The organism is Bradyrhizobium sp. F1.4.3 (genome assembly GCF_040548375.1).
GTDB lineage: Bacteria > Pseudomonadota > Alphaproteobacteria > Rhizobiales > Xanthobacteraceae > Bradyrhizobium.
The window spans coordinates 130578-149956 of the sequence record NZ_JBEPRN010000013.1 but is presented as its reverse complement, the minus strand read 5'-3'; the positions used below and the strand labels follow the sequence as shown (position 1 = coordinate 149956).

Annotated in this window: 13 protein-coding genes; 7 read left to right on the top strand and 6 right to left on the bottom strand. The window is 64.6% G+C overall.

Annotated features, from left to right (window positions below; all coding sequences use genetic code 11):
• Positions 1-28 precede the first annotated feature (28 nt).
• Positions 29-2833, top strand: coding sequence for a di-heme-cytochrome C peroxidase (locus ABIB73_RS27635; RefSeq protein ID WP_354229097.1), 2805 nt, complete (start codon positions 29-31; stop codon positions 2831-2833).
• Positions 2834-2962: 129 nt separating this feature from the next.
• On the opposite strand, the gene ABIB73_RS27630 is transcribed toward ABIB73_RS27635, so the two are convergent.
• Positions 2963-3910, bottom strand: a complete 948-nt coding sequence (locus tag ABIB73_RS27630; protein WP_354229096.1) for an alpha/beta fold hydrolase — start codon at positions 3908-3910, stop codon at positions 2963-2965.
• A gap of 206 nt (positions 3911-4116) precedes the next feature.
• Here ABIB73_RS27630 and ABIB73_RS27625 point away from each other — a divergent pair, with 206 nt between their 5' ends.
• The gene (locus ABIB73_RS27625; protein ID WP_354229094.1) at positions 4117-4581 is read left to right on the top strand and encodes an Hsp20 family protein; all 465 of its coding nucleotides are present in this window, start codon (positions 4117-4119) and stop codon (positions 4579-4581) included.
• Positions 4582-4881: 300 nt separating this feature from the next.
• Positions 4882-5652 carry an alpha/beta fold hydrolase gene (locus tag ABIB73_RS27620; RefSeq protein WP_354229092.1) on the top strand — a complete coding sequence of 257 codons (771 nt, stop codon included), beginning with the start codon at positions 4882-4884 and terminating at the stop codon, positions 5650-5652.
• Positions 5653-5894: 242 nt separating this feature from the next.
• Here the strand turns inward: ABIB73_RS27620 and ABIB73_RS27615 are convergent, their stop codons facing one another.
• Entirely contained in the window at positions 5895-6659 is a 765-nt protein-coding gene (locus ABIB73_RS27615) for a hypothetical protein (RefSeq protein ID WP_354229090.1), read from the bottom strand.
• A 491-nt stretch (positions 6660-7150) separates the two neighbouring features.
• On the opposite strand from ABIB73_RS27615, the gene gltB reads away from it, so the two are divergent.
• Both gltB and ABIB73_RS27605 read left to right on the top strand, forming a co-directional pair.
• A complete protein-coding gene (gene gltB, locus ABIB73_RS27610; protein WP_354229088.1) occupies positions 7151-11884 on the top strand; it encodes a glutamate synthase large subunit in 4734 nt (1577 codons plus the stop codon).
• A gap of 156 nt (positions 11885-12040) precedes the next feature.
• Positions 12041-13492: a glutamate synthase subunit beta gene (locus ABIB73_RS27605; RefSeq protein ID WP_354229086.1), complete on the top strand. Its 1452-nt coding sequence runs from the start codon at positions 12041-12043 to the stop codon at positions 13490-13492.
• 158 nt (positions 13493-13650) lie between these two features.
• Here ABIB73_RS27605 and ABIB73_RS27600 read toward each other — a convergent pair whose 3' ends face one another.
• Positions 13651-15393 (bottom strand): outer membrane beta-barrel protein, encoded by a 1743-nt coding sequence (locus tag ABIB73_RS27600; protein ID WP_354229084.1) that lies wholly within the window; start codon positions 15391-15393, stop codon positions 13651-13653.
• A gap of 181 nt (positions 15394-15574) precedes the next feature.
• Between ABIB73_RS27600 and ABIB73_RS27595 the strand changes: the two genes are divergently transcribed.
• Positions 15575-16582 carry a KpsF/GutQ family sugar-phosphate isomerase gene (locus ABIB73_RS27595; RefSeq protein ID WP_354229082.1) on the top strand — a complete coding sequence of 336 codons (1008 nt, stop codon included), beginning with the start codon at positions 15575-15577 and terminating at the stop codon, positions 16580-16582.
• Positions 16583-16721: 139 nt separating this feature from the next.
• On the opposite strand, the gene ABIB73_RS27590 is transcribed toward ABIB73_RS27595, so the two are convergent.
• Positions 16722-17273, bottom strand: a complete 552-nt coding sequence (locus ABIB73_RS27590; protein ID WP_354229081.1) for a carboxymuconolactone decarboxylase family protein — start codon at positions 17271-17273, stop codon at positions 16722-16724.
• Positions 17274-17345: 72 nt separating this feature from the next.
• Between ABIB73_RS27590 and ABIB73_RS27585 the strand changes: the two genes are divergently transcribed.
• Positions 17346-17672, top strand: coding sequence for a winged helix-turn-helix transcriptional regulator (locus tag ABIB73_RS27585; protein ID WP_354229079.1), 327 nt, complete (start codon positions 17346-17348; stop codon positions 17670-17672).
• A 38-nt stretch (positions 17673-17710) separates the two neighbouring features.
• Here ABIB73_RS27585 and ABIB73_RS27580 read toward each other — a convergent pair whose 3' ends face one another.
• Positions 17711-18154 carry an NfeD family protein gene (locus ABIB73_RS27580; RefSeq protein WP_354229077.1) on the bottom strand — a complete coding sequence of 148 codons (444 nt, stop codon included), beginning with the start codon at positions 18152-18154 and terminating at the stop codon, positions 17711-17713.
• A 21-nt stretch (positions 18155-18175) separates the two neighbouring features.
• The gene (locus ABIB73_RS27575; RefSeq protein ID WP_354229075.1) at positions 18176-19171 is read right to left on the bottom strand and encodes an SPFH domain-containing protein; all 996 of its coding nucleotides are present in this window, start codon (positions 19169-19171) and stop codon (positions 18176-18178) included.
• Positions 19172-19379 lie beyond the last annotated feature (208 nt).

The following is a 19379-nucleotide window of genomic DNA, read 5'->3' as shown; positions in this document are numbered from 1 at the left end:
TCAGGACTTTGACCGACAGGCTGGACCGATGGATGACTCCCGCAAGAAGCCCCTCGACCCCTCAATCCAGGTCTCGCCGAACAATCCCTGCCCATTCCTGCGCGGCCTCGTCGGCGAGGGGTTTGTCGACGGCGGCACGGTGCCGCTCACCACGCTCTCGCAGACCATTGCGAATGCGAGCGGCGAGACTGGAGCGAAAAAGACGCTGGCCCGCATCCAGACCCGTGGCGTCGCGCTGATCGCCAATGGCGCCTGTCATATCCTGCAAAGCATCGGCTGGGGCCCGCAGCTCAATAGACTGCGCGGCGGCCCGCTCGACAAGCTCGGCGCCGGCTCGCGCATTCTCGGCGTCGACGGGCGCGTCAACGAGGACGAGATCGCACGGCTCGCCGGTTTCGGCAGTACCTATGCCGATCCCGATGGCGGCATCGAGACCGGGCTCAACGCCTCGCAAATCCAGACCTTCATGGACGACAATCTCAAGCGCGCCGGCAATCAATCGCGCTGGTACTACCCAATCCTGATGAAGTTCGAATGGCCGGTCCTGCTCAAGATCATGGCCAAGGGTCAGGGTGATGACCGCTATCTCAGCGTGGCCGAGGTGAGGACATTGTTCAACGAGCGCAAATTCCCGGACCGGGTCACCCAACGGGTCGTCAGCCAGTCGGTCACCCCGCCCTCGCTTATATTGCGCGTTGCCGGCGGACTCGTCGCCGCGCTCCTCGTCTTTGGCGTCGTGGCGCTGCGCTTTCCCGATCAATTCCAGCCGATGCTGCCCGGCATCCTCGGGGACCTGGTGGCGCCGCCATTGCCGGAGCACGTCGAACCCCGGGCCGCGTACTGGCTTGAACAAAACTGGTCGCTGGAAGACCGGCACTGGTTTCATCACGCCAGCCAGGGCACCGCGACCTTCCCGGTGCCGTATAGCTGGTTCATGGCGCTGGAGCAGCCGCGGCTACATTTCTTCGCAAAGCCCGGAATGCTAGATGACAGCGACCATCTGCAGCGCTTCGGCTTCATCCCCAGCCCGCAGACGATCAACACCGACGACGCCACGCTGCGCCGGTTTGGCTATGCCAACGTCTACGACAAGACGAAGCCGGTGCCGGCGCTGCTTTGGGATCCGCCGGTTAACTGGGGCACCCAGGCTGAAAACGTCGGCGGCCTGCCCGTCGGCTTTGCGCGCATGACCGGCGTGCCCGATCCTGCGACCGGCCAGATCGGCGAGGACCGGATCGGCCTGACCTGCGCCGCCTGCCACACCGGCCAGATCCACTACAAAGGCATCGACATCCGCTTCGACGGCGGCCCGGCGATGACCGATCTGAGGAAGCTCGAGGTCACGACCGGGCTGTCGATCGCCTACACGCTCATCGTGCCGGGTCGCTTCACGCGCTTCGCCGACCGTGTGCTCGGCCCCTCCGCCAGCGATGCGGATCGCGATGCGCTGAAGCAGAAGCTGCGCGCAATCGGCACGTTCCTGGTCGACTGGGAGAAGACCTACAAGAAGACCATCGACGGCAAGACGAGGTTCAACGAGAAGACGAAGCGGGAAGAGCAGCAGCAGGACACGGAGGAAGGATACGGCCGCCTCGACGCGCTCAACCGCATCGGCAATCAGGTCTTCGCCCAGGACATGACGCTCAGCGGCCTCAGCGGCTTCGAGAAGAATCTGCATGCCAAGGACGCGCCGGTCAGCTTCCCGCCGATCTGGACCGTGCCCTGGCTCAAATTCGCGCAATATGACGCTTCCATCGAACAACCGCTGATCCGCAACGCCGGCGAAGCGCTGGGCGTGACCGCGCTGCTCAATTTGTCCGACAATACCCCCAAGGACACGCTGTTCCGCTCGTCGATGGACATCAAGAATCTGAACTGGATCGAGGATCTGCTGAAGGGGTCGGCGCCCTATCCGAAAAAGCAGCTCTCCGGATTGACATCACCGAAATGGCCGTCGGACATCTTCGGCGATGATGCCTGGAAGATCGATGGTGACCGCGTCAAGAACGGCCGTAAGCTCTACGCGCAGATCTGCGCCGAATGCCATCTCGGGCCGGTCAACGATCCCGTGTTCGACACCGAATTTCCGGACCAGAGCATCTGGTCCTCGTCGCGCTGGGAGACCATCGGCAACGACAAATTCCTGAACGAGGTTCAGAAAAGCGTCAAGGGCATGGGGACCGATCCCGCTCAGGCCAGCGTGCTGGAGACGCGGACGGTTCAGGTACCGGGCTTTCTCAAGCTCGATCCCACGCAGAAACTCAATGCCTGGTGGAGCTGCAATCTGCCGGATATCTCTTCGACCGACATGCCATACTCGCTCGGCTTGATGGTGCTTGTCGACATCGTCAGCCGCAAAGCGATGGACGATGCGAAGATCGACCCGAAGGTTCAGCAGATCTGGTGGGGTGAGCGCCAGAACTGCCCGAATCCCGGTCCGCAGCCGCCCGATAAGAAGGAGCCGCGGCCCTGGTATCGCGCGCGCCCGCTCAACGGCGTCTGGGCCACCGCGCCTTACCTGCACAACGGATCGGTGCCCTCGCTCTATTGGATGCTGAGCCCCGCGGCCGAGCGCCCCAAATCGTTCTGCATGGGTGGTGGTCGCGACTACGATCCGAAGCAGGTCGGCTTCGCGGTCGTCGACGGCGAGAGTTGCAAGACCGGGCAGTCGCGCTTCTCGACGCGAGCGTCGGACGGCACCGAGATCTTCGGCAACAGCAGTGCCGGTCACTCGTTCGATGGTACGCCGGGCCCCGGCAAGGACGGCACCATCGGCCGCGTGCTCAAAGAGCAAGAGCGCTACGACCTGATCGAATATCTGAAGACGCTGTAGCCAAAGCCCTCACCGTCATGGCCGGGTTCGTCCCGGCCATCCACGATCTTTGCTGCGGCACTAAGAACGTGGATGCCCGGGACAAGCCCGGGCATGACGAGTTTGCGGCTCTATCCGCTATCCAAACTCTCACTTGAACAGCGGCGTGCCCGGCACGAAGGCATCGAAGGCGGCCCAGAACTGGGCGCGGTAGCGGTCCTGCTCCTGGAGGATCTCGTGCTTTGAGCCTGCGATCACGAGGTGGGAGCCGGCGCGCAAATGATAGGCGAACTCCTCGATCGCCGCGGTCGAAACCACAGTGTCGTTGGAAGCCGCCAGCATCAGGATTGGCTGGCGGATCTCGGAGGGATAGTTCATGCCCTTGAAGGTGTTCATCGCCCTGAACGCGGAATCGGCCCAGGCCACCGTCGGCGACGCCAGGCCAAGCGTCGGGTCTTCTTCCAGGATCGCGACGTTGCGCGCATAGCGCACGGGATCGCTGGTCAGGGGGTTGTTGATGAAGGGATCGAGCCCGGTGATGCGGTCGCTGCCGCCAGGAATGTAACGGCCGCCCTGCCCCAACATCCGCATTGTCTTCAACAGCGCCCGCACCGGAAATGAGGTGGCGCGGCCGGGCAGGTCGATCATCGGTGCCGACAGCACCATGCGATCGAACCAGCGCTTGCCCGCATGCGCCAGACGGAGCATCACCGCGCCGCCCATGGAATGGGCGAGCGCGAAGAAAGGCGGCGGACAATCCGGCAGCACCACCTGCAGCACGAAGGTCTCGACGTCGATCTCGAAATCGGCGAAGTCGCGCACATAGCCCTTGCGCGGATCGCGCAGGCGGCGCGAGGAATGGCCCTGCCCGCGCCAGTCGATCATCGCCACCGCAAAACCGCGGTCGCGCAGGTCGCGCACTGTCTCGAAGTATTTTTCGATCTGCTCGCTGCGCCCGGTGAAGACGCAGACGGTGCCCTTGCGGTTCGCCGGCGGCGCCCAGCGCGCAAAGCGCAGCTCGACGCCGTCGGGCGTCTTGACGATGCCGCTGACGACGTTTTCGGGCACGGGATTGGACGGAATCGAGATCAGCGTCATGAGCGGGAAGTGCTGAAGATCAAGGGGGCGGGAGCGCCGAAAAGGCGCCGGTGCCGCCCTCTTGAACGCAGTGTTCCTGAACCCATATCACCTTGGTGCAGGCCGCTACCAGTGTTTCGGAACCGGAACATCAGGCTGCACACAGAGATGAGCCCGGCCCGATTGGCGGGCGGGTCACCAACAGTCGCTCAATGGAGGACTTGACCATGCGTACCTACGATCTGACCCCCTTCTATCGTTCCACCGTCGGCTTTGACCGTCTCTTCAACCTGCTTGACCAGGCAGGCTCGGACGGCAGCCCCGGTTATCCCCCCTACAACATCGAGCGTACCGGCGAGAACGCTTACCGCATCACCGTTGCGGTCTCCGGCTTCTCCAAGGATGAGCTCTCCATCGTCGCGAAGGAAAACACGCTGACGATCAAGGGCGAGAAAGTCGCCAACGAGAACAGCAAGAACGAAGTGCTCTACCGCGGCATCGCCGCGCGTGCCTTCGAGCGCGCCTTCCAGCTTGCCGACTTCGTGCAGGTGAAGGACGCTTCGCTCGAGAACGGGCTGCTTCACGTCGACCTCGTGCGCGAGATTCCCGAGGCCAAGAAGCCGCGCCAGATCGCGATCAACACCGGCGCACAGGGCGCACAGGTGATCGAGAGCTCGGCCGCCGCCGCTTAAAGCGCGTCAACAACAACCAAGTTGCGAAAACGCCCCGGGGCCCCGGGGCGTTTTTTCTTATGTCGTCCCGGCGAAGGCCGGGACCCATAACCACAGGGAGTGGTTTGGCGAAGACTAGCAGTTCGGTACGCCTAGCGCTCGCAATCGATAGATCACGCGGTATGGGTCCCGGCCTTCGCCGGGACGACATGGTCTGTTGTCTTTTTCGCACTGCATCACAGACCAGTGAGCCGACGTAACGCCGCCGCCTCGCGCTCCGTCCTTTGGGTATCGAACCCAAAAACAAGACGGAGAACGATCATGACACTCTGGCGCAGCCTTTTCGTCGCCGCGAGCCTGCTGGCGGCCCCCCTCAGCCTCGCTCATGCGCAGACACCGCAGACGGTGAAAGCGAAGAACGTCGTGCTGGTTCACGGCGCCTGGGCCGACGGCTCGAGCTGGTCGGAGGTGATCCCGATCCTCCAGGCCGCCGGATTGCACGTCACCGCCGTGCAGAATCCGCTGTCGTCGCTTGCGGACTCCGTCGAAGCGACCAAGCGCGTGCTGGCCGAGCAGGACGGGCCGACCGTGCTGGTCGCGCATTCCTGGGGCGGCACCGTGATCAGCCAGGTCGGCAACGACCCGAAGGTCACCGGCCTCGTCTATGTCGCCGCACGCGCGCCCGATGCGAACGAGGATTTCGTCGCGCTGTCAAAGCAGTTTCCGACGGGCCCGGTGCGCGCCGGCATCGTCGAGCACGACGGTTACACCAAGCTCTCGGAAGACGCGTTCCTGAAGTATTTCGCCAACGGCGTGAAGCCGGAGCAGGCCAGGGAGCTCTACGCCGTGCAATGGCCGACGGCCGCCTCGATCTTCGCCGGCCGTACCACCGAAGCGGCATGGCACTCCAAGCCGAGCTGGTACGCAGTGTCAAAGAACGATGACACCATCAATCCCGATCTCGAACGCTTCCTCGCCAAGCGCATGAACGCGACCACGATCGAGCTCGACGCCGGCCACCTCTCGCTGGTGTCGCATCCGAAGGACGTGGCGAATTTGATCCTGGACGCGGCGGGATATGGGCGGAGCTGAGGGGTGATTGTTCGAATGTAAAAAAGGCGCCCGAGTTTTCGGGCGCCTTTTGTTTTGCTCCGCTCTTCCTTCAATGTCGTCCAGGCGAAGGCCGGGACCCACACCCCCAGGGAGGAATTTGGCGAAGACTGGTCGTCTGGGACTCACATCTCTCGCTCTCGATAGACCTCGCGGTATGGGTCCCGGCCTTCGCCGGGACAACACCGCGGTGTGTAGTGCGCCGTCGCGTCAAACGACCCGCGTTAATCAAACCCCTGCGCGGCCGGCATATCCTGCGTCGGAAGGATCGTCACCGCGGGCTTGGCCTGACCGACGGTCGGAGCGGTAGCTTGCGGCGCCGCCTCGGCCGGCTTGGGCTGCGCGGCAGCTGTCTGCTGCACAGACTGAGCCTGGGTCTGCTGCGGCGCTGGCGCAGGCGCCGCCGGCTTGGCAGCCGCCACCGGCGTCTCGCCGCGCGGCGGGACGGCTTTGGGCAGCGGCACGGCGCGCCTCGCGACATGCGGGATCGGGGCCGGCGGCCGCGGCGGGCCACCGCGGATTGCGATCGGCGGCGGCAGCGCGCTTTGCGGCCCGTAAGGGGCAACCGCGCGCTCCTCATACGCCGGCGCCATGCCATAGGCGTCAGCAGCCGGCATGAAGCGTAAAATCCGCCCGTCGCGGGCGTCGATCACCAGCCGTCCGTCGTCGCCGCGGCGGTCGATCACCGCGATGGTGTAGACGGCGCCGCGCAAGCGCGGGATGCCGAGCGGCGAGAAGCCGTTTTCGCGCAGCACCGCATAAACCTCCGTTGCCGGCAGCAGCGCCGGGCCCGGGCCGCGCTCATAATCATACCCATAGCCGTAGCGCGGCGGCGGCGGTGCAGCCTCCGGCGGCCCGTATGGCCCGTCGATATCGGAGACCGTGACGTAGGCCCCTCGCGCCGCTCCGTTCGCCAGCACCTGCGCCTCAGCGGCTGTCGCCACCAGCGCCAGCGCGGCGGCGGCCACACATCCTGTGAAAAACTTCATGGTCGACACGCTCCTGTCAGGCCCCCGAACGTCTCGCGCTCTTTCGCTTCTTGCGGCGTGGCGCGCCTTTCGAAGGGCTGAGGCGAAGCTTCGTTGGGGATTTCGGCGTCCGCGGGGCCGGATCAGGGCGCGTTTGCTTCAAAACCGGGGCCGCACGCCATGCGGAAAGCGGTGATTGACACTCCGGGAATCGGGACTTTCGCGCGCTTGTGTGATAGAGAAAAATTTGGCAAGGTGTTTGCTAGGACAGGAAGACTGTCTTAATTTTGCTTGCGGTTCCGGCATAGGGATTGCAACGAAAGTTCGGTGCTTCCGAGCGCCAAGAAGGCAACAGGCAAAGCCGTTCTCGGGGACGAAGAACGCCTTGGCCTGAATCTAAGAAAATGCGGCTCGCAGAGGACGAGCGGTGACCCAGAAGCGGGTGCCGCGGAACGCCCAAGGTGCGCCGAAGATGGCGGTGAGGCAGCTTGCCGCATGGAGAGGACGAGGACATGAACGGGTCGCAATTCGAGCGCGCAAACATCGTGGCAGAACAGCTGTCGGCGACCGTCGCCTCGAAAACGACTGACCCGATTCAGGAACACAATTCGCGCCCGCCGGCCGTAGGCCTCTACGATCCGAGTCTGGAAAAGGATTCCTGCGGCGTCGGCTTTATCGCCAATATCAAGGGCAAGAAGTCGCACGAGATCGTCTCGGACGCGCTCAGCATACTCTGCAACCTCGAGCATCGCGGCGCTGTCGGCGCCGACCCGCGCGCCGGCGACGGCGCCGGCATCCTGGTGCAGATCCCGCACGCCTTCTTCAGCCGCAAGGCCAAGGAGCTCGGCTTCGCGCTGCCGGCGCCCGGCGAATACGCCATCGGCGCGCTGTTCATGCCGCGCGACACCGCCTGGCGTAACGTCATCAAGAGCATCATCGCCGACCAGATCAAGGAAGAGGGCCTGACCCTGCTCGGCTGGCGCGACGTGCCGACCGACAATTCCTCGCTCGGTGTCACCGTGAAGCCGACCGAACCCGCCTGCATGCAGGTGTTCATCGGCCGCAACGGCACCGCCAAGACCGAGGACGATTTCGAGCGCCGGCTCTATATCCTGCGCAAGTCGATCTCGCAGGCGATCTACCAGCGCCGCGACCGCGGGCTCGCGGGTTATTACCCCTGCTCGATGTCCTGCCGCACTGTGATCTACAAGGGCATGTTCCTCGCCGACCAGCTCGGCAAGTACTATCCCGACCTGCACGAAAAGGACTTCGAGAGCGCGCTGGCGCTGGTGCATCAGCGCTTCTCGACCAACACCTTCCCGGCCTGGTCGCTGGCGCATCCCTACCGCATGATCGCGCATAACGGCGAGATCAACACGCTGCGCGGCAACACCAACTGGATGGCAGCACGCCAAGCGTCCGTGAGCTCCGAGCTCTACGGCAAGGACATCAGCCGGCTCTGGCCGATCTCCTATGAAGGCCAGTCCGACACCGCCTGCTTCGACAACGCGCTCGAATTCCTGGTGCAGGGCGGCTATTCGCTGCCGCATGCCGTCATGATGATGATTCCGGAGGCGTGGGCCGGCAATCCCCTGATGGATGAGACGCGCCGCGCCTTCTACGAATATCATGCCGCACTGATGGAGCCGTGGGACGGCCCCGCCGCGATCGCCTTCACCGACGGCCGCAAGATCGGCGCCACGCTCGACCGCAACGGATTGCGGCCGGCGCGCTATCTCGTGACCAAGGACGACCGCATCGTGATGGCGTCCGAGATGGGCGTGCTCACGATCCCCGAGGACCAGATCATCACCAAGTGGCGGCTCCAGCCCGGCAAGATGCTGCTGGTCGACCTCGAGCAGGGCCGCCTGATCCCCGACGACGAGATCAAGGCTGATCTCGCCAGGAGCCATCCCTACAAGGAGTGGCTGGAGCGGACCCAGATCGTGCTGGAAGAGCTGCCGAAGGTACCGACCACCGGCGTGCGCTCCAACCTGTCGCTGCTCGATCGCCAGCAGGCGTTCGGCTACAGCCAGGAAGACATTGCCATCCTGATGACGCCGATGGCCGCCATCGGTGAGGAAGCAGCCGGCTCGATGGGCAACGACACGCCGATCTCAGCACTGTCGGACAAGGCCAAGCCGCTCTTCACCTATTTCAAGCAGAACTTCGCGCAGGTCACCAACCCGCCGATCGACCCGATCCGCGAGGAGCTGGTGATGAGCCTGGTCTCGATCATCGGACCGCGGCCGAACCTTTTCGACCTCCAGGGCCTTGCCACCACCAAGCGCCTCGAAGCGCGCCAGCCGATCCTGACCGACGCTGATCTCGAAAAGATCCGCTCGATCTCGGAGGTCGCCGAGTCGCACTTCAAGTCGCGCACGCTCGACACTACCTTCCACGCCGGTCTTGGTGCTGCCGGCATGGACCAGGTGCTCGACGAGCTCTGCGCGCGCGCAGAAAGCGCGGTGCGCGAAGGCGTCAACATCATCATCCTTTCCGACCGCATGGTCGGCTCCGATCGCGTGCCGATTCCGTCGCTGCTCGCCTGCGCCGCCGTGCATCATCATCTGATCCGCACCGGCCTGCGCACCTCGGTCGGCCTCGTCGTCGAATCCGGCGAGCCGCGCGAAGTGCATCACTTCGCGTGCCTGGCCGGCTACGGCGCCGAGGCGATTAACCCCTATCTCGCGTTCGAAACCATCATCGCGATGAAGGACCGCCTGCCCGGCTCGCTCGACGACTACGAGATCGTCAAGCGCTACATCAAGTCGATCGGCAAGGGCCTTCTCAAGGTGATGTCCAAGATGGGCATCTCGACCTACCAGTCCTATTGCGGCGCGCAGATTTTTGACGCCGTTGGACTCAAGGCCGATTTCGTCGGAAAATTCTTCGCCGGCACGCACACCCGTGTCGAGGGCGTGGGTCTGGCCGAGATCGCGGAGGAGGCCGTGCGCCGTCATGCCGACGCGTTCGGCGAAGCGCTGGTCTACAAGAACGCGCTCGACGTCGGCGGCGAATATGCCTATCGCAGCCGCGGCGAGGACCATGCATGGACGGCCGAGTCGGTCGGGCTGCTTCAGCACGCCGCGCGCGGCAATTCGCTGGAGCGCTACCGCGCTTTCGCAAAGATCCTCAACGAACAGTCGGAACGCCTGCTGACACTGCGCGGCCTGTTCCGGCTCAAGAGCGCCGAGGAAGAAAAGCGCAAGCCGGTGCCGCTCGACCAGGTCGAGCCAGCCAAGGACCTCGTCAAGCGTTTTGCCACCGGCGCGATGAGTTTCGGCTCGATCTCGCGCGAGGCGCACACCACGCTTGCGATCGCCATGAACCGGATCGGCGGCAAGTCGAACACCGGTGAAGGCGGCGAGGAAGCCGATCGCTTCAAGCCGCTGCCGAATGGCGACAGCATGCGCTCGGCGATCAAGCAGGTCGCCTCGGGTCGCTTCGGCGTCACCACGGAGTATCTCGTCAACTCCGACATGATGCAGATCAAGATGGCGCAGGGTGCCAAGCCCGGCGAAGGCGGCCAGTTGCCCGGCCACAAGGTCGACGCGACCATCGCAAAGGTCCGGCACTCGACGCCGGGTGTCGGCCTGATCTCGCCGCCGCCACACCACGACATCTACTCGATCGAGGATCTGGCGCAGCTCATCTACGACCTCAAGAACGTCAATCCGGAAGGCGCGGTTTCGGTCAAGCTCGTCTCCGAGATTGGTGTCGGCACGGTCGCGGCCGGCGTCGCCAAGGCGCGCGCCGACCACGTTACGATTGCGGGCTTCGAGGGCGGCACCGGCGCTTCGCCGCTGACCTCGATCAAGCATGCCGGCTCGCCTTGGGAGATCGGTCTCGCCGAAACCCACCAGACGCTGGTGCGCGAGCGGCTGCGCAGCCGCATCGTGGTCCAGGTCGACGGCGGCTTCCGCACCGGGCGTGACGTCGTGATCGGCGCGCTGTTAGGGGCCGACGAGTTCGGCTTCGCCACGGCGCCCTTGATCGCGGCCGGCTGCATCATGATGCGCAAGTGCCATCTCAACACCTGCCCGGTCGGCGTCGCGACGCAGGACCCGGTGCTGCGCAAGCGCTTCACCGGCCAGCCCGAGCACGTGATCAACTACTTCTTCTTCGTTGCGGAAGAAGTCCGCGAGATCATGGCCTCGCTCGGCTTCCGCACCTTCAACGAGATGGTCGGCCAGGTTCAGCTGCTCGACCAGACCAAGCTGGTCGCGCACTGGAAGGCCAAGGGCCTCGACTTCTCAAAACTGTTCGTCAAGCAGAAGGAAGAGAAGGGCCAGAAGATCTATCACTCGGAGCGCCAGAACCATCATCTAGAGGCCGTGCTCGACCGCTCGTTGATCGAGAAGGCGCAGCCCGCGCTCGACCGCGGCGCGCCGGTGAAGATCGAGGCCGCCATCAACAGCACCAACCGTTCCGCCGGCGCAATGCTGTCCGGCGCGGTCGCCAAGATCTACGGCCATGCCGGCCTGCCGCAGGACACCATCCATGTCAGCCTGAAGGGCACCGCGGGCCAGGCCTTCGGTGCGTGGCTCGCCAATGGCGTTACCTTCGAGCTCGAAGGCGAAGCCAACGACTATGTCGGCAAGGGGCTGTCGGGCGGCAAGATCGTCGTCAAGCCGCCGAAGAACAGCAGCATCGTGCCGGAAGAGAGCATCATCGTCGGCAACACCGTGATGTACGGCGCAATCCAGGGCGAGTGCTACTTCCGCGGCGTCGCCGGCGAACGCTTTGCCGTGCGCAACTCCGGCGCGGTCGCCGTCGTCGAGGGCGCGGGCGATCATTGCTGCGAATACATGACCGGCGGCATCGTGGTCGTGCTCGGCAAGACCGGGCGCAACTTCGCAGCCGGCATGTCCGGCGGCATCGCCTATGTGCTCGACGAGACCGGCGACTTCGAGCGGCTCTGCAACATGGCGATGGTCGAGCTCGAGCCGGTGCTGTCGGAAGAGCTGATCAACGCCGGCACCTATCACCACGCAGGTGACCTCGAGGCGCATGGCCGGGTCGACGTGTTCAAGGACCTGCTCGATTCCGACGTCGAGCGGCTGCATGTGCTGATCACGCGCCACGCCAAGGCGACCGGCTCCAAGCGCGCTGCCGACATCCTTGCCAACTGGAAGGTCTGGCTGCCCAAATTCCGCAAGGTGATGCCGGTCGAGTACCGGCGCGCGCTGCGGGAAATGGCGGCCAACGCGGACGCCGAGCCGAAAATCGCGATCGGGGCTTGAGCAATAAGCCCTCATGGTGAGGAGCGCGAAGCGCGTCTCGAACCATGAGGCCACCATCCGGGCCTTCATCCTTCGAGACGCGGCGCCAAGTGCGCTGCTCCTCAGGATGAGGGGAGAGAGAACAGACGAATTAGAGCGGCAGGGACTTCGGGTTTAATGGGCAAGATCACGGGTTTTCTCGAAATCGAACGGCACGACCGCAAGTACACGCCGGTCGCCGAGCGCGTGAAGCATTACAACGAGTTCGTCGTTCCCTTGACCGAGAAGGAAACGCGCGACCAGGCCGCGCGTTGCATGAACTGCGGCATTCCCTATTGTCACGGCACCGGCTCGGTCGCACCTGGCACGCCCGGCTGCCCGGTCAACAACCAGATCCCCGACTTCAACGACCTCGTCTATCAGAGCAACTGGGAAGAGGCGTCGCGCAATCTGCACTCGACCAACAACTTCCCGGAATTCACCGGACGCATTTGTCCGGCGCCGTGCGAAGCGTCCTGCACGCTCAACATCGACGACAACCCGGTCACCATCAAGACCATCGAATGCGCGATCGTCGACCGCGCCTGGGACAATGGCTGGCTCAGGCCTGAGGTCGCCTCGGTCAAGACCGGAAAGAAGGTCGCGGTGATCGGCTCGGGTCCGGCCGGCATGGCCTGCGCGCAGCAGCTCGCTCGCGCCGGCCACGACGTGCATTTGTTCGAGAAGTACGCCAAGGCCGGCGGCCTGCTGCGTTACGGCATTCCCGACTTCAAGATGGAGAAGGGCATCATCGACCGCCGCGTCAACCAGATGGAAGGCGAAGGCGTCACCTTCCATTACAACAGCCATGTCGGCACTGTGGGCAACGTCGATCCGCGCGAGATGCTCAACGAGTACGACGCCGTCGCGCTGACCGGTGGCGCCGAAGCCCCGCGCGACCTGCCGATCCCCGGCCGCGACCTCGACGGCATCCATTATGCGATGGACTTCTTGCCGCAGCAGAACCGCCGCGTCTCCAGCGAGCCGCTCAACGGCGTCACCGAGATTTTGGCCGGCGGCAAGCATGTCGTCGTCATCGGCGGCGGCGACACTGGAAGCGACTGCATCGGCACGTCGCTGCGCCAGGGCGCGCTCTCGGTGACCCAGCTCGAGATTATGCCGGCCCCGCCCGAGCACGAGAACAAGGGCCTGACCTGGCCGAACTGGCCGCTGAAGATGCGCACGTCCTCCAGCCAGGCCGAAGGCGCGGTCCGCGAATACGCCGTGCTGACGCAGAAGTTCACCGGCGAGAACGGCAAGGTCAAGAAGCTGCACTGCGTACGCGTCGACGACAAGTTCAAACCGATCGCCGGCTCCGAGTTCGACCTCGACGCCGACCTCGTCCTGCTCGCGATGGGTTTCGTGCATCCCGTGCACGAGGGCCTGCTCAAGCTGCTCTCGGTCGATCTCGACCCTCGCGGCAACGTCAAGGCCAACATGCTCGACTACCAGACCTCGCGCCCGAACGTGTTTTCGGCAGGCGACATGCGCCGCGGCCAATCGCTGGTGGTGTGGGCGATCCGCGAGGGGCGGCTGTGCGCGCGGTCGATCGATACGTTCCTGATGGGGAAGACGGACCTGCCGCGATAGACTTTCCCCCGCTGCCAGATTTACGAAAGGTGTCATCGCCCGCCTTGTGCGCAATTGCGCGCTGGAGCGGGCGATCCAGCATTCCAGAGGCAGTGCGAGGATACGGATAAGCCGCGGCGTATTGGATGCCCCGGTCAAGCCGGGGCATGACAGCAGAACTAGTTCTGCAACCTCACCCCAACCATCACCACCGTCCCCTGCGAGCTCGAGCCCGGCTGGTTCGAATCCAGGATGTCGTGGCGCAGCGAGCCCTTGATCCAGAGGTTGCGATTGAGCTTGTAGATCAAATCGCCTTCGATCGAGTAGGTCTTGTCGTTGCGATTCTGGCCCTGGTAGTCGTAGGTGCCGTAGGTGAACTTGCCGACCGCGGTGAGCCAGCGGCGGAAGTCGTGGTCGACTTCGGCGGCATAGGTGTGGACCAGCACGCCGGAGGAGCCGGGGATGGTGGTCTCGGCGATCTGCGTGTCGGTGACAAATTTCACCGTGGTCAGGCCGCTCGCGTTCCAGATCAGCGAGCCCGAGGTGAGGAAGCCCGCAAGCTGGCTCAGCCGCGGGTCGACATAGTTGCGCGCGGAATAGCCGACCGAGATTTCGCCGGTGAGGATGCGCGAGAACTCAAAGGACGAGCCGACCTTGGCATAGCCGCCGGATGAATCGCGGAAGTAGCCGTTGCGGTCGGCGGCCTGGTCGTGGACGCGGTTGTCGCCCTCGATCTCGACAAAGGGTTTAAGGCCTGGCTTCAGCTCGTAGGAGAAGCGGCCGACGCCGCCATACTGGTTGAAGTCGCGATCGTCGTTGCTGAAGGTCGAGCCATCGGTGAGCTTGGAGTCGGTATACGCCGTGCGATCGATGGTGGCGCCGGCAGCGACCTGGAAGCGATTGAACGTCTGGTCGAAGCCGAAGGTGCCGCCATAGGTGGCGTAGATCGGATATTTCTGGAGACCGGCCTGCACGTTCGGGCTGCCGGGATTGTCGGTGGCGAGCCGCAGCCGGAATTGCGAAGTCAGCTTGAGATCCCGATCGACATCGAAGCGGCCGTCGACATGGCCGGTGAAATCGGGGCGATCGATCTCGACCGGCGACGGCGAAGCCAGCCCGTCGATCGTTGCCAGCATGTTGTTGGTGTAGCCCGAGAACGAGCCGCGTAGATCGGCGACCAGCGCGTGGCGCTCCCAGTCCGACACCACGAGGAGATCGGGCGCCACCACATAGACGGGCGAGCCTACCGGCTTTTGCAGACGCGCCGGATTGGTGTCGTAGCCGGCGGAGAGTTCGAGACCGCCCTTGATCAGGAAGCTGCCGGCATAGTCGCCGACCGCGCCGAACGCATCGTCATCTGCCTTGAGACGGCGGCGCAAGGGCTGGCCAGGCACCGTGCCCGCCATTGCCGGCGGCACCGGAGCCTTATTGGCGGTCTCCGACGGCGGCGGCGCGATGCGCGGCGGGCCGAGGCCCGTTGCCGGTGTCGCAGGTGGCACCGGCGAGCCGGGCCCGGCGGGGCGCTTCGGTTTCGGCTGCCCCGGATAAAGTTTTGGCTGCTGCCGCTTGCGATTGAGCGAGTCGTAGCCGGAGCTGCTGGCGCCGTTGGCGGCGGGCAGGCCGTAGGTCGGGACCTGGCCGACGCGCGACGGCGCGGGGGTCTCACGGTTCTTGCGCGGATCGGCATTGGGATCCGGGGGCATCGGGATCGCATCCGACGGCGCCTGCGGGACGCCGGCGGTACGGCGCGTCGGCAGCGTGTCGGGCGAGACGAAGCCGCTGCGGCTGGGATTGAACAGGTCAGGCGTCAGGCTCTGGGCGGTCGCTGGCGCACTTTCGAGCACCGTCAGCAGCAGGCATGGCAAAGCGGCGCGAAAGGCGTACGCGCGTTTGCTCCGGCCCCTGCCTGGAGGCAACCCCACGATGGAATAACTCCAACGAAATCAGACGCTTCGTAGATGGCCTCCTGCGAACAGGCGGGAACCATCGTTAATGGAGTTAAAACAACTATGGTTAATGACCCGTTGAGCGTCTTGGGCCCCGCGTCGCCTCATTGGCTGGGGCGTGCTAAGCAGGCGCCAACTTACCTTTCTGGATAGACGCATGCCGAGTTCGAAACCGCTGATGACCCAATCATCCGGCCCCACCCCCTCCAGCGTCGAATCCGCGCTCCGCACATTGGAGACGGAGAGCGGCGGCATCAACGCGCTTGCAGCAGCGCTGCGCGGCCCGCTCGGCGAGACGTTTGCCAGGGCGGTCGACCTGATCCGCCAGGCCCGGGGCCGCGTCATCGTCACCGGGCTCGGCAAGTCCGGCCACATGGCGCGCAAGATCGCCGCGACGCTGGCCTCGACCGGCACGCCGGCCTTCTTCGTCCACGCCGCCGAAGCCGGCCACGGCGATCTCGGCATGATCACGACCGACGACGTCATCATGGCGCTGTCCTGGTCCGGCGAGCAGCCGGAGATGAAGATCCTCGTGAACTATTCGGCGCGTTTTGCGATTCCGATGATCGCGGTGACGTCGAACCCGGAATCCTCGCTGGCACAAGCCGCCGACATCGTGATCGAGCTGCCGAAGGCGCGCGAGGCCTGCCCGCACAATCTGGCGCCGACCACCTCGACGCTGATGCAGGCCGCAATCGGCGATGCGATCGCGATCGCGCTGCTCGAAGGCCGCGGCTTCACCGCGCTGGAATTCGCGCATTTCCACCCCGGCGGCAAGCTGGGGGCGATGCTGAAATTCGTCCGCGACTACATGCGCACCGGCGCGGAAATCCCGGTGAAGCCGGTCGGCACCAAGATGTCGGACGCGGTGATGGAGATGTCGGCCAAGGGGCTCGGCTGCGTCTGCATCGTCAACGATGCGGGCGAGGCTGTCGGCATCATCACCGACGGCGATCTGCGCCGCCACATGCGGCCTGATCTGCTGACGGTGTCGGTCGACGACATCATGACGCAGCAACCCAAATCCGTGCCGCCCTCGATGCTTGCGACCGAGATGATCGAGGTGCTCAATGCGCGAAAAATCACGACGCTGGTCGTGACCGAAGCGGACAAGGTCGTGGGCATCGTGCATCTGCACGATCTGTTACGGGCCGGTGTGGCCTGATCGTCATCCCGGGGCATCGCGAAGCGATGAGCCCGGGATTCATCGCGCCGCAGAGTTTTCGTTGCTCCATGGATTCTCAGATGCGCAATTGCGCATCATAGCTCGCGCCAAGTGGCGCGCCCCGGAATGACGACGAATCTTAAGCGGGAAACCGCGCCGCCTTGTCCTCCAGCGGCAGTCGCAGCCCATTCGCAAGATACGACACCGTGCGATAGAACCCGCACAGCAGCATGATCTCCAAAATCTGCGCTTCGTCGTAATGCGCCGAGAGCGCGGCGAACTCGACGTCGGTGAACGTGGCGCGGTGATGCAGCGCGTCGACGGCCGCGATCAGCGCCTGCTCGGCCGCTGACCAGCACGGTGACGTTGCATCGCCCTGCACGGTGGCGTGGACCTCCTCCCCGGTGAGTTTCGCAGGCCCGGCGAAGACCGCGACATGCACGCCCCATTCATACTCGCACCCGTTCAGCGCACAGGTGCGGTCGATCACGATCTCGCGTTCGCGCAACGACAGCGGCCCGGGGTCGAGCAAGCCGCCGGCGCGAAACTTGTCCCAGGCCCGTTTGTGGGCAGCAATCACCCGGAACAGCACCAGCGGCGGCGCGCCGCGCATGATGCGGACGAACTGCTGCTGGACCTCCGGGGGATAAGGCGGCTCGAGTGGCGCGATGCGCGGTATGGCTTGAGACACGGACCGCTTCCATTGCTACATTTATCGTAGCAATACGCTACATTATCTGTAGCAAGATGCAAGGGGGCGTCGATGTCGAAACAGGCCGGGTCCAAATCACGCGGCGTCCGCGGCTCGCGCACGGGACGGCCGATCATGGCCTTGCTCGACCTGCTCGGCCAACGCTGGTGCCTGCGGATATTGTGGGAGTTGCGCGACGCCCCACTCACCTCCCGCGCGCTGCGCACGGCCTGCGACGAGGCCTCGCCCACGGTGCTGCAAGCGCGGCTGACGGAGTTGCGTGAGGCAGGGTTCGTGGAGCTGGGCGAGGCTGGCGGCTACGGGCTGACGCCATTGGGCCGGGAGTTGTGCGAGACGTTCATGCCGCTGCACAGGTTTGCGGAGAGGTGGAAGAAGTGAGCACCTTCTCTTACCCTCCTCTGGAGGGGATGAGGCAGCTACGCCGCCGCGACCGTCAGATTCGCACCATCTACCTGCACCACCTTCACCCGCGTCCCGGCCGGCACATCCGGGCCGGCGACGCGCCACACCGTGTCGCCGATGCGCACCGTGCCGTTGCCGTCGATGATCGGCTTCTCCAGCGTGAACTCGCGGCCCAGCAGCGCCTCGGTGCGCTTGTTGAGGAACGGGCTCGTGCTCGCGTCCGTCCGGCCCCGCGCCAGCCGGCGCCACACCGGCACGGCGGCGGCGGCGAACACCGCGAACATCACGAGCTGGATCTGCCAGGACATGACCACAGCGAACGAGATCAAGCCGACCAGCAGGGCCGCAAGCCCCAGCCAGAATAGGAACACGCCCGGCGCCAGCACCTCCAGCGCCATCAGGATGAAGCCGAAGATCAGCCAGTTCCAGGTGCCGAGCGAAACAAACATGTCGGTCATGACACGACCTCTTTGAAGAGCCTACTGCGGCGGCACAGTTGGCGGCGCGGAGCCCGACGTCGGCACCGAGCCGCGGCGGGCGGCGGCGGCCGCGGACGCAGCACTTTCGCCGAACGTCGCCTTGGCGATCTCGCCGATGCCGGCGAGCGAACCGAGCAAGCTCACGGCCTCCATCGGCAGCATGATGATCTTCTGGTTCGGCGCATCCGCGAACTGGCCGAACGCCTTGATGTATTTGTCGGCGATGAAGTAGTTCAGCGCGGCCACGTCACCCTTGGCGATGGCCTCGCTGACCATCTGGGTTGCCTTGGCCTCGGCCTCCGCGGACCGTTCGCGGGCCTCGGCATCGCGAAACGCAGCTTCCTTGCGGCCTTCGGCCTGGAGGATCTGGCCCTGCTTGGCGCCCTCGGCGCGCAGGATTTCCGACTGGCGCTGGCCTTCGGCCTGGAGAATGTCGGCACGCTTGACGCGCTCGGCCTTCATCTGCCTGCCCATCGCCTCGACCAGGTCGGCCGGCGGCACGATGTCCTTGATCTCGATCCGGTTGACCTTGAGACCCCAGGGCGAGACCGCGGCATCGACCACGCGCAAGAGGCGCTCGTTGATCTCGTCGCGATGCGACAGCACCTGGTCGAGGTCCATCGAGCCCATCACCGAACGGATATTGGTCATGGTCAGCACGATGATCGCCTGGGTGAGATTGGCGACCTCGTAGCTCGCCTTGGCGGCGTCGAACACCTGGAAGAAGGCGACGCCGTCGACGGTTACGGTGGCGTTGTCCTTGGTGATCACCTCCTGTTCGGGGATGTTGATCACCTGCTCCATCATGTTCATCTTGCGCCCGACCCGATCGAAATAAGGAACGATCAGGTTCAATCCCGGCGCCAGCGTGCGGGTGTATTTGCCGAACCGCTCGATGGTCCAGTCAAACCCCTGCGGCACCGTCTTCACGCCGGCGAACAGAGTGACGATGACGAGCAACACCAGGACAATCGCGAAAATACCGAAACCGCTCATATTTCCTCCAAGGCGGGAAAAGACCCTTCCCGCGCTGTCATTGGTCGGGATCACGACCCTACCGGTTCAGCGGTCGCGAGTAACGTCGGCATCCACGCAATTCTGCACAAGACGCACGGAGAGGGATTGGTCACGATTATGTATTTGCAAGACGCTCTTGAAAGCACGCAGGCGCAGACCTAGCAGCAAAAGTTAACAAATCCAGCCG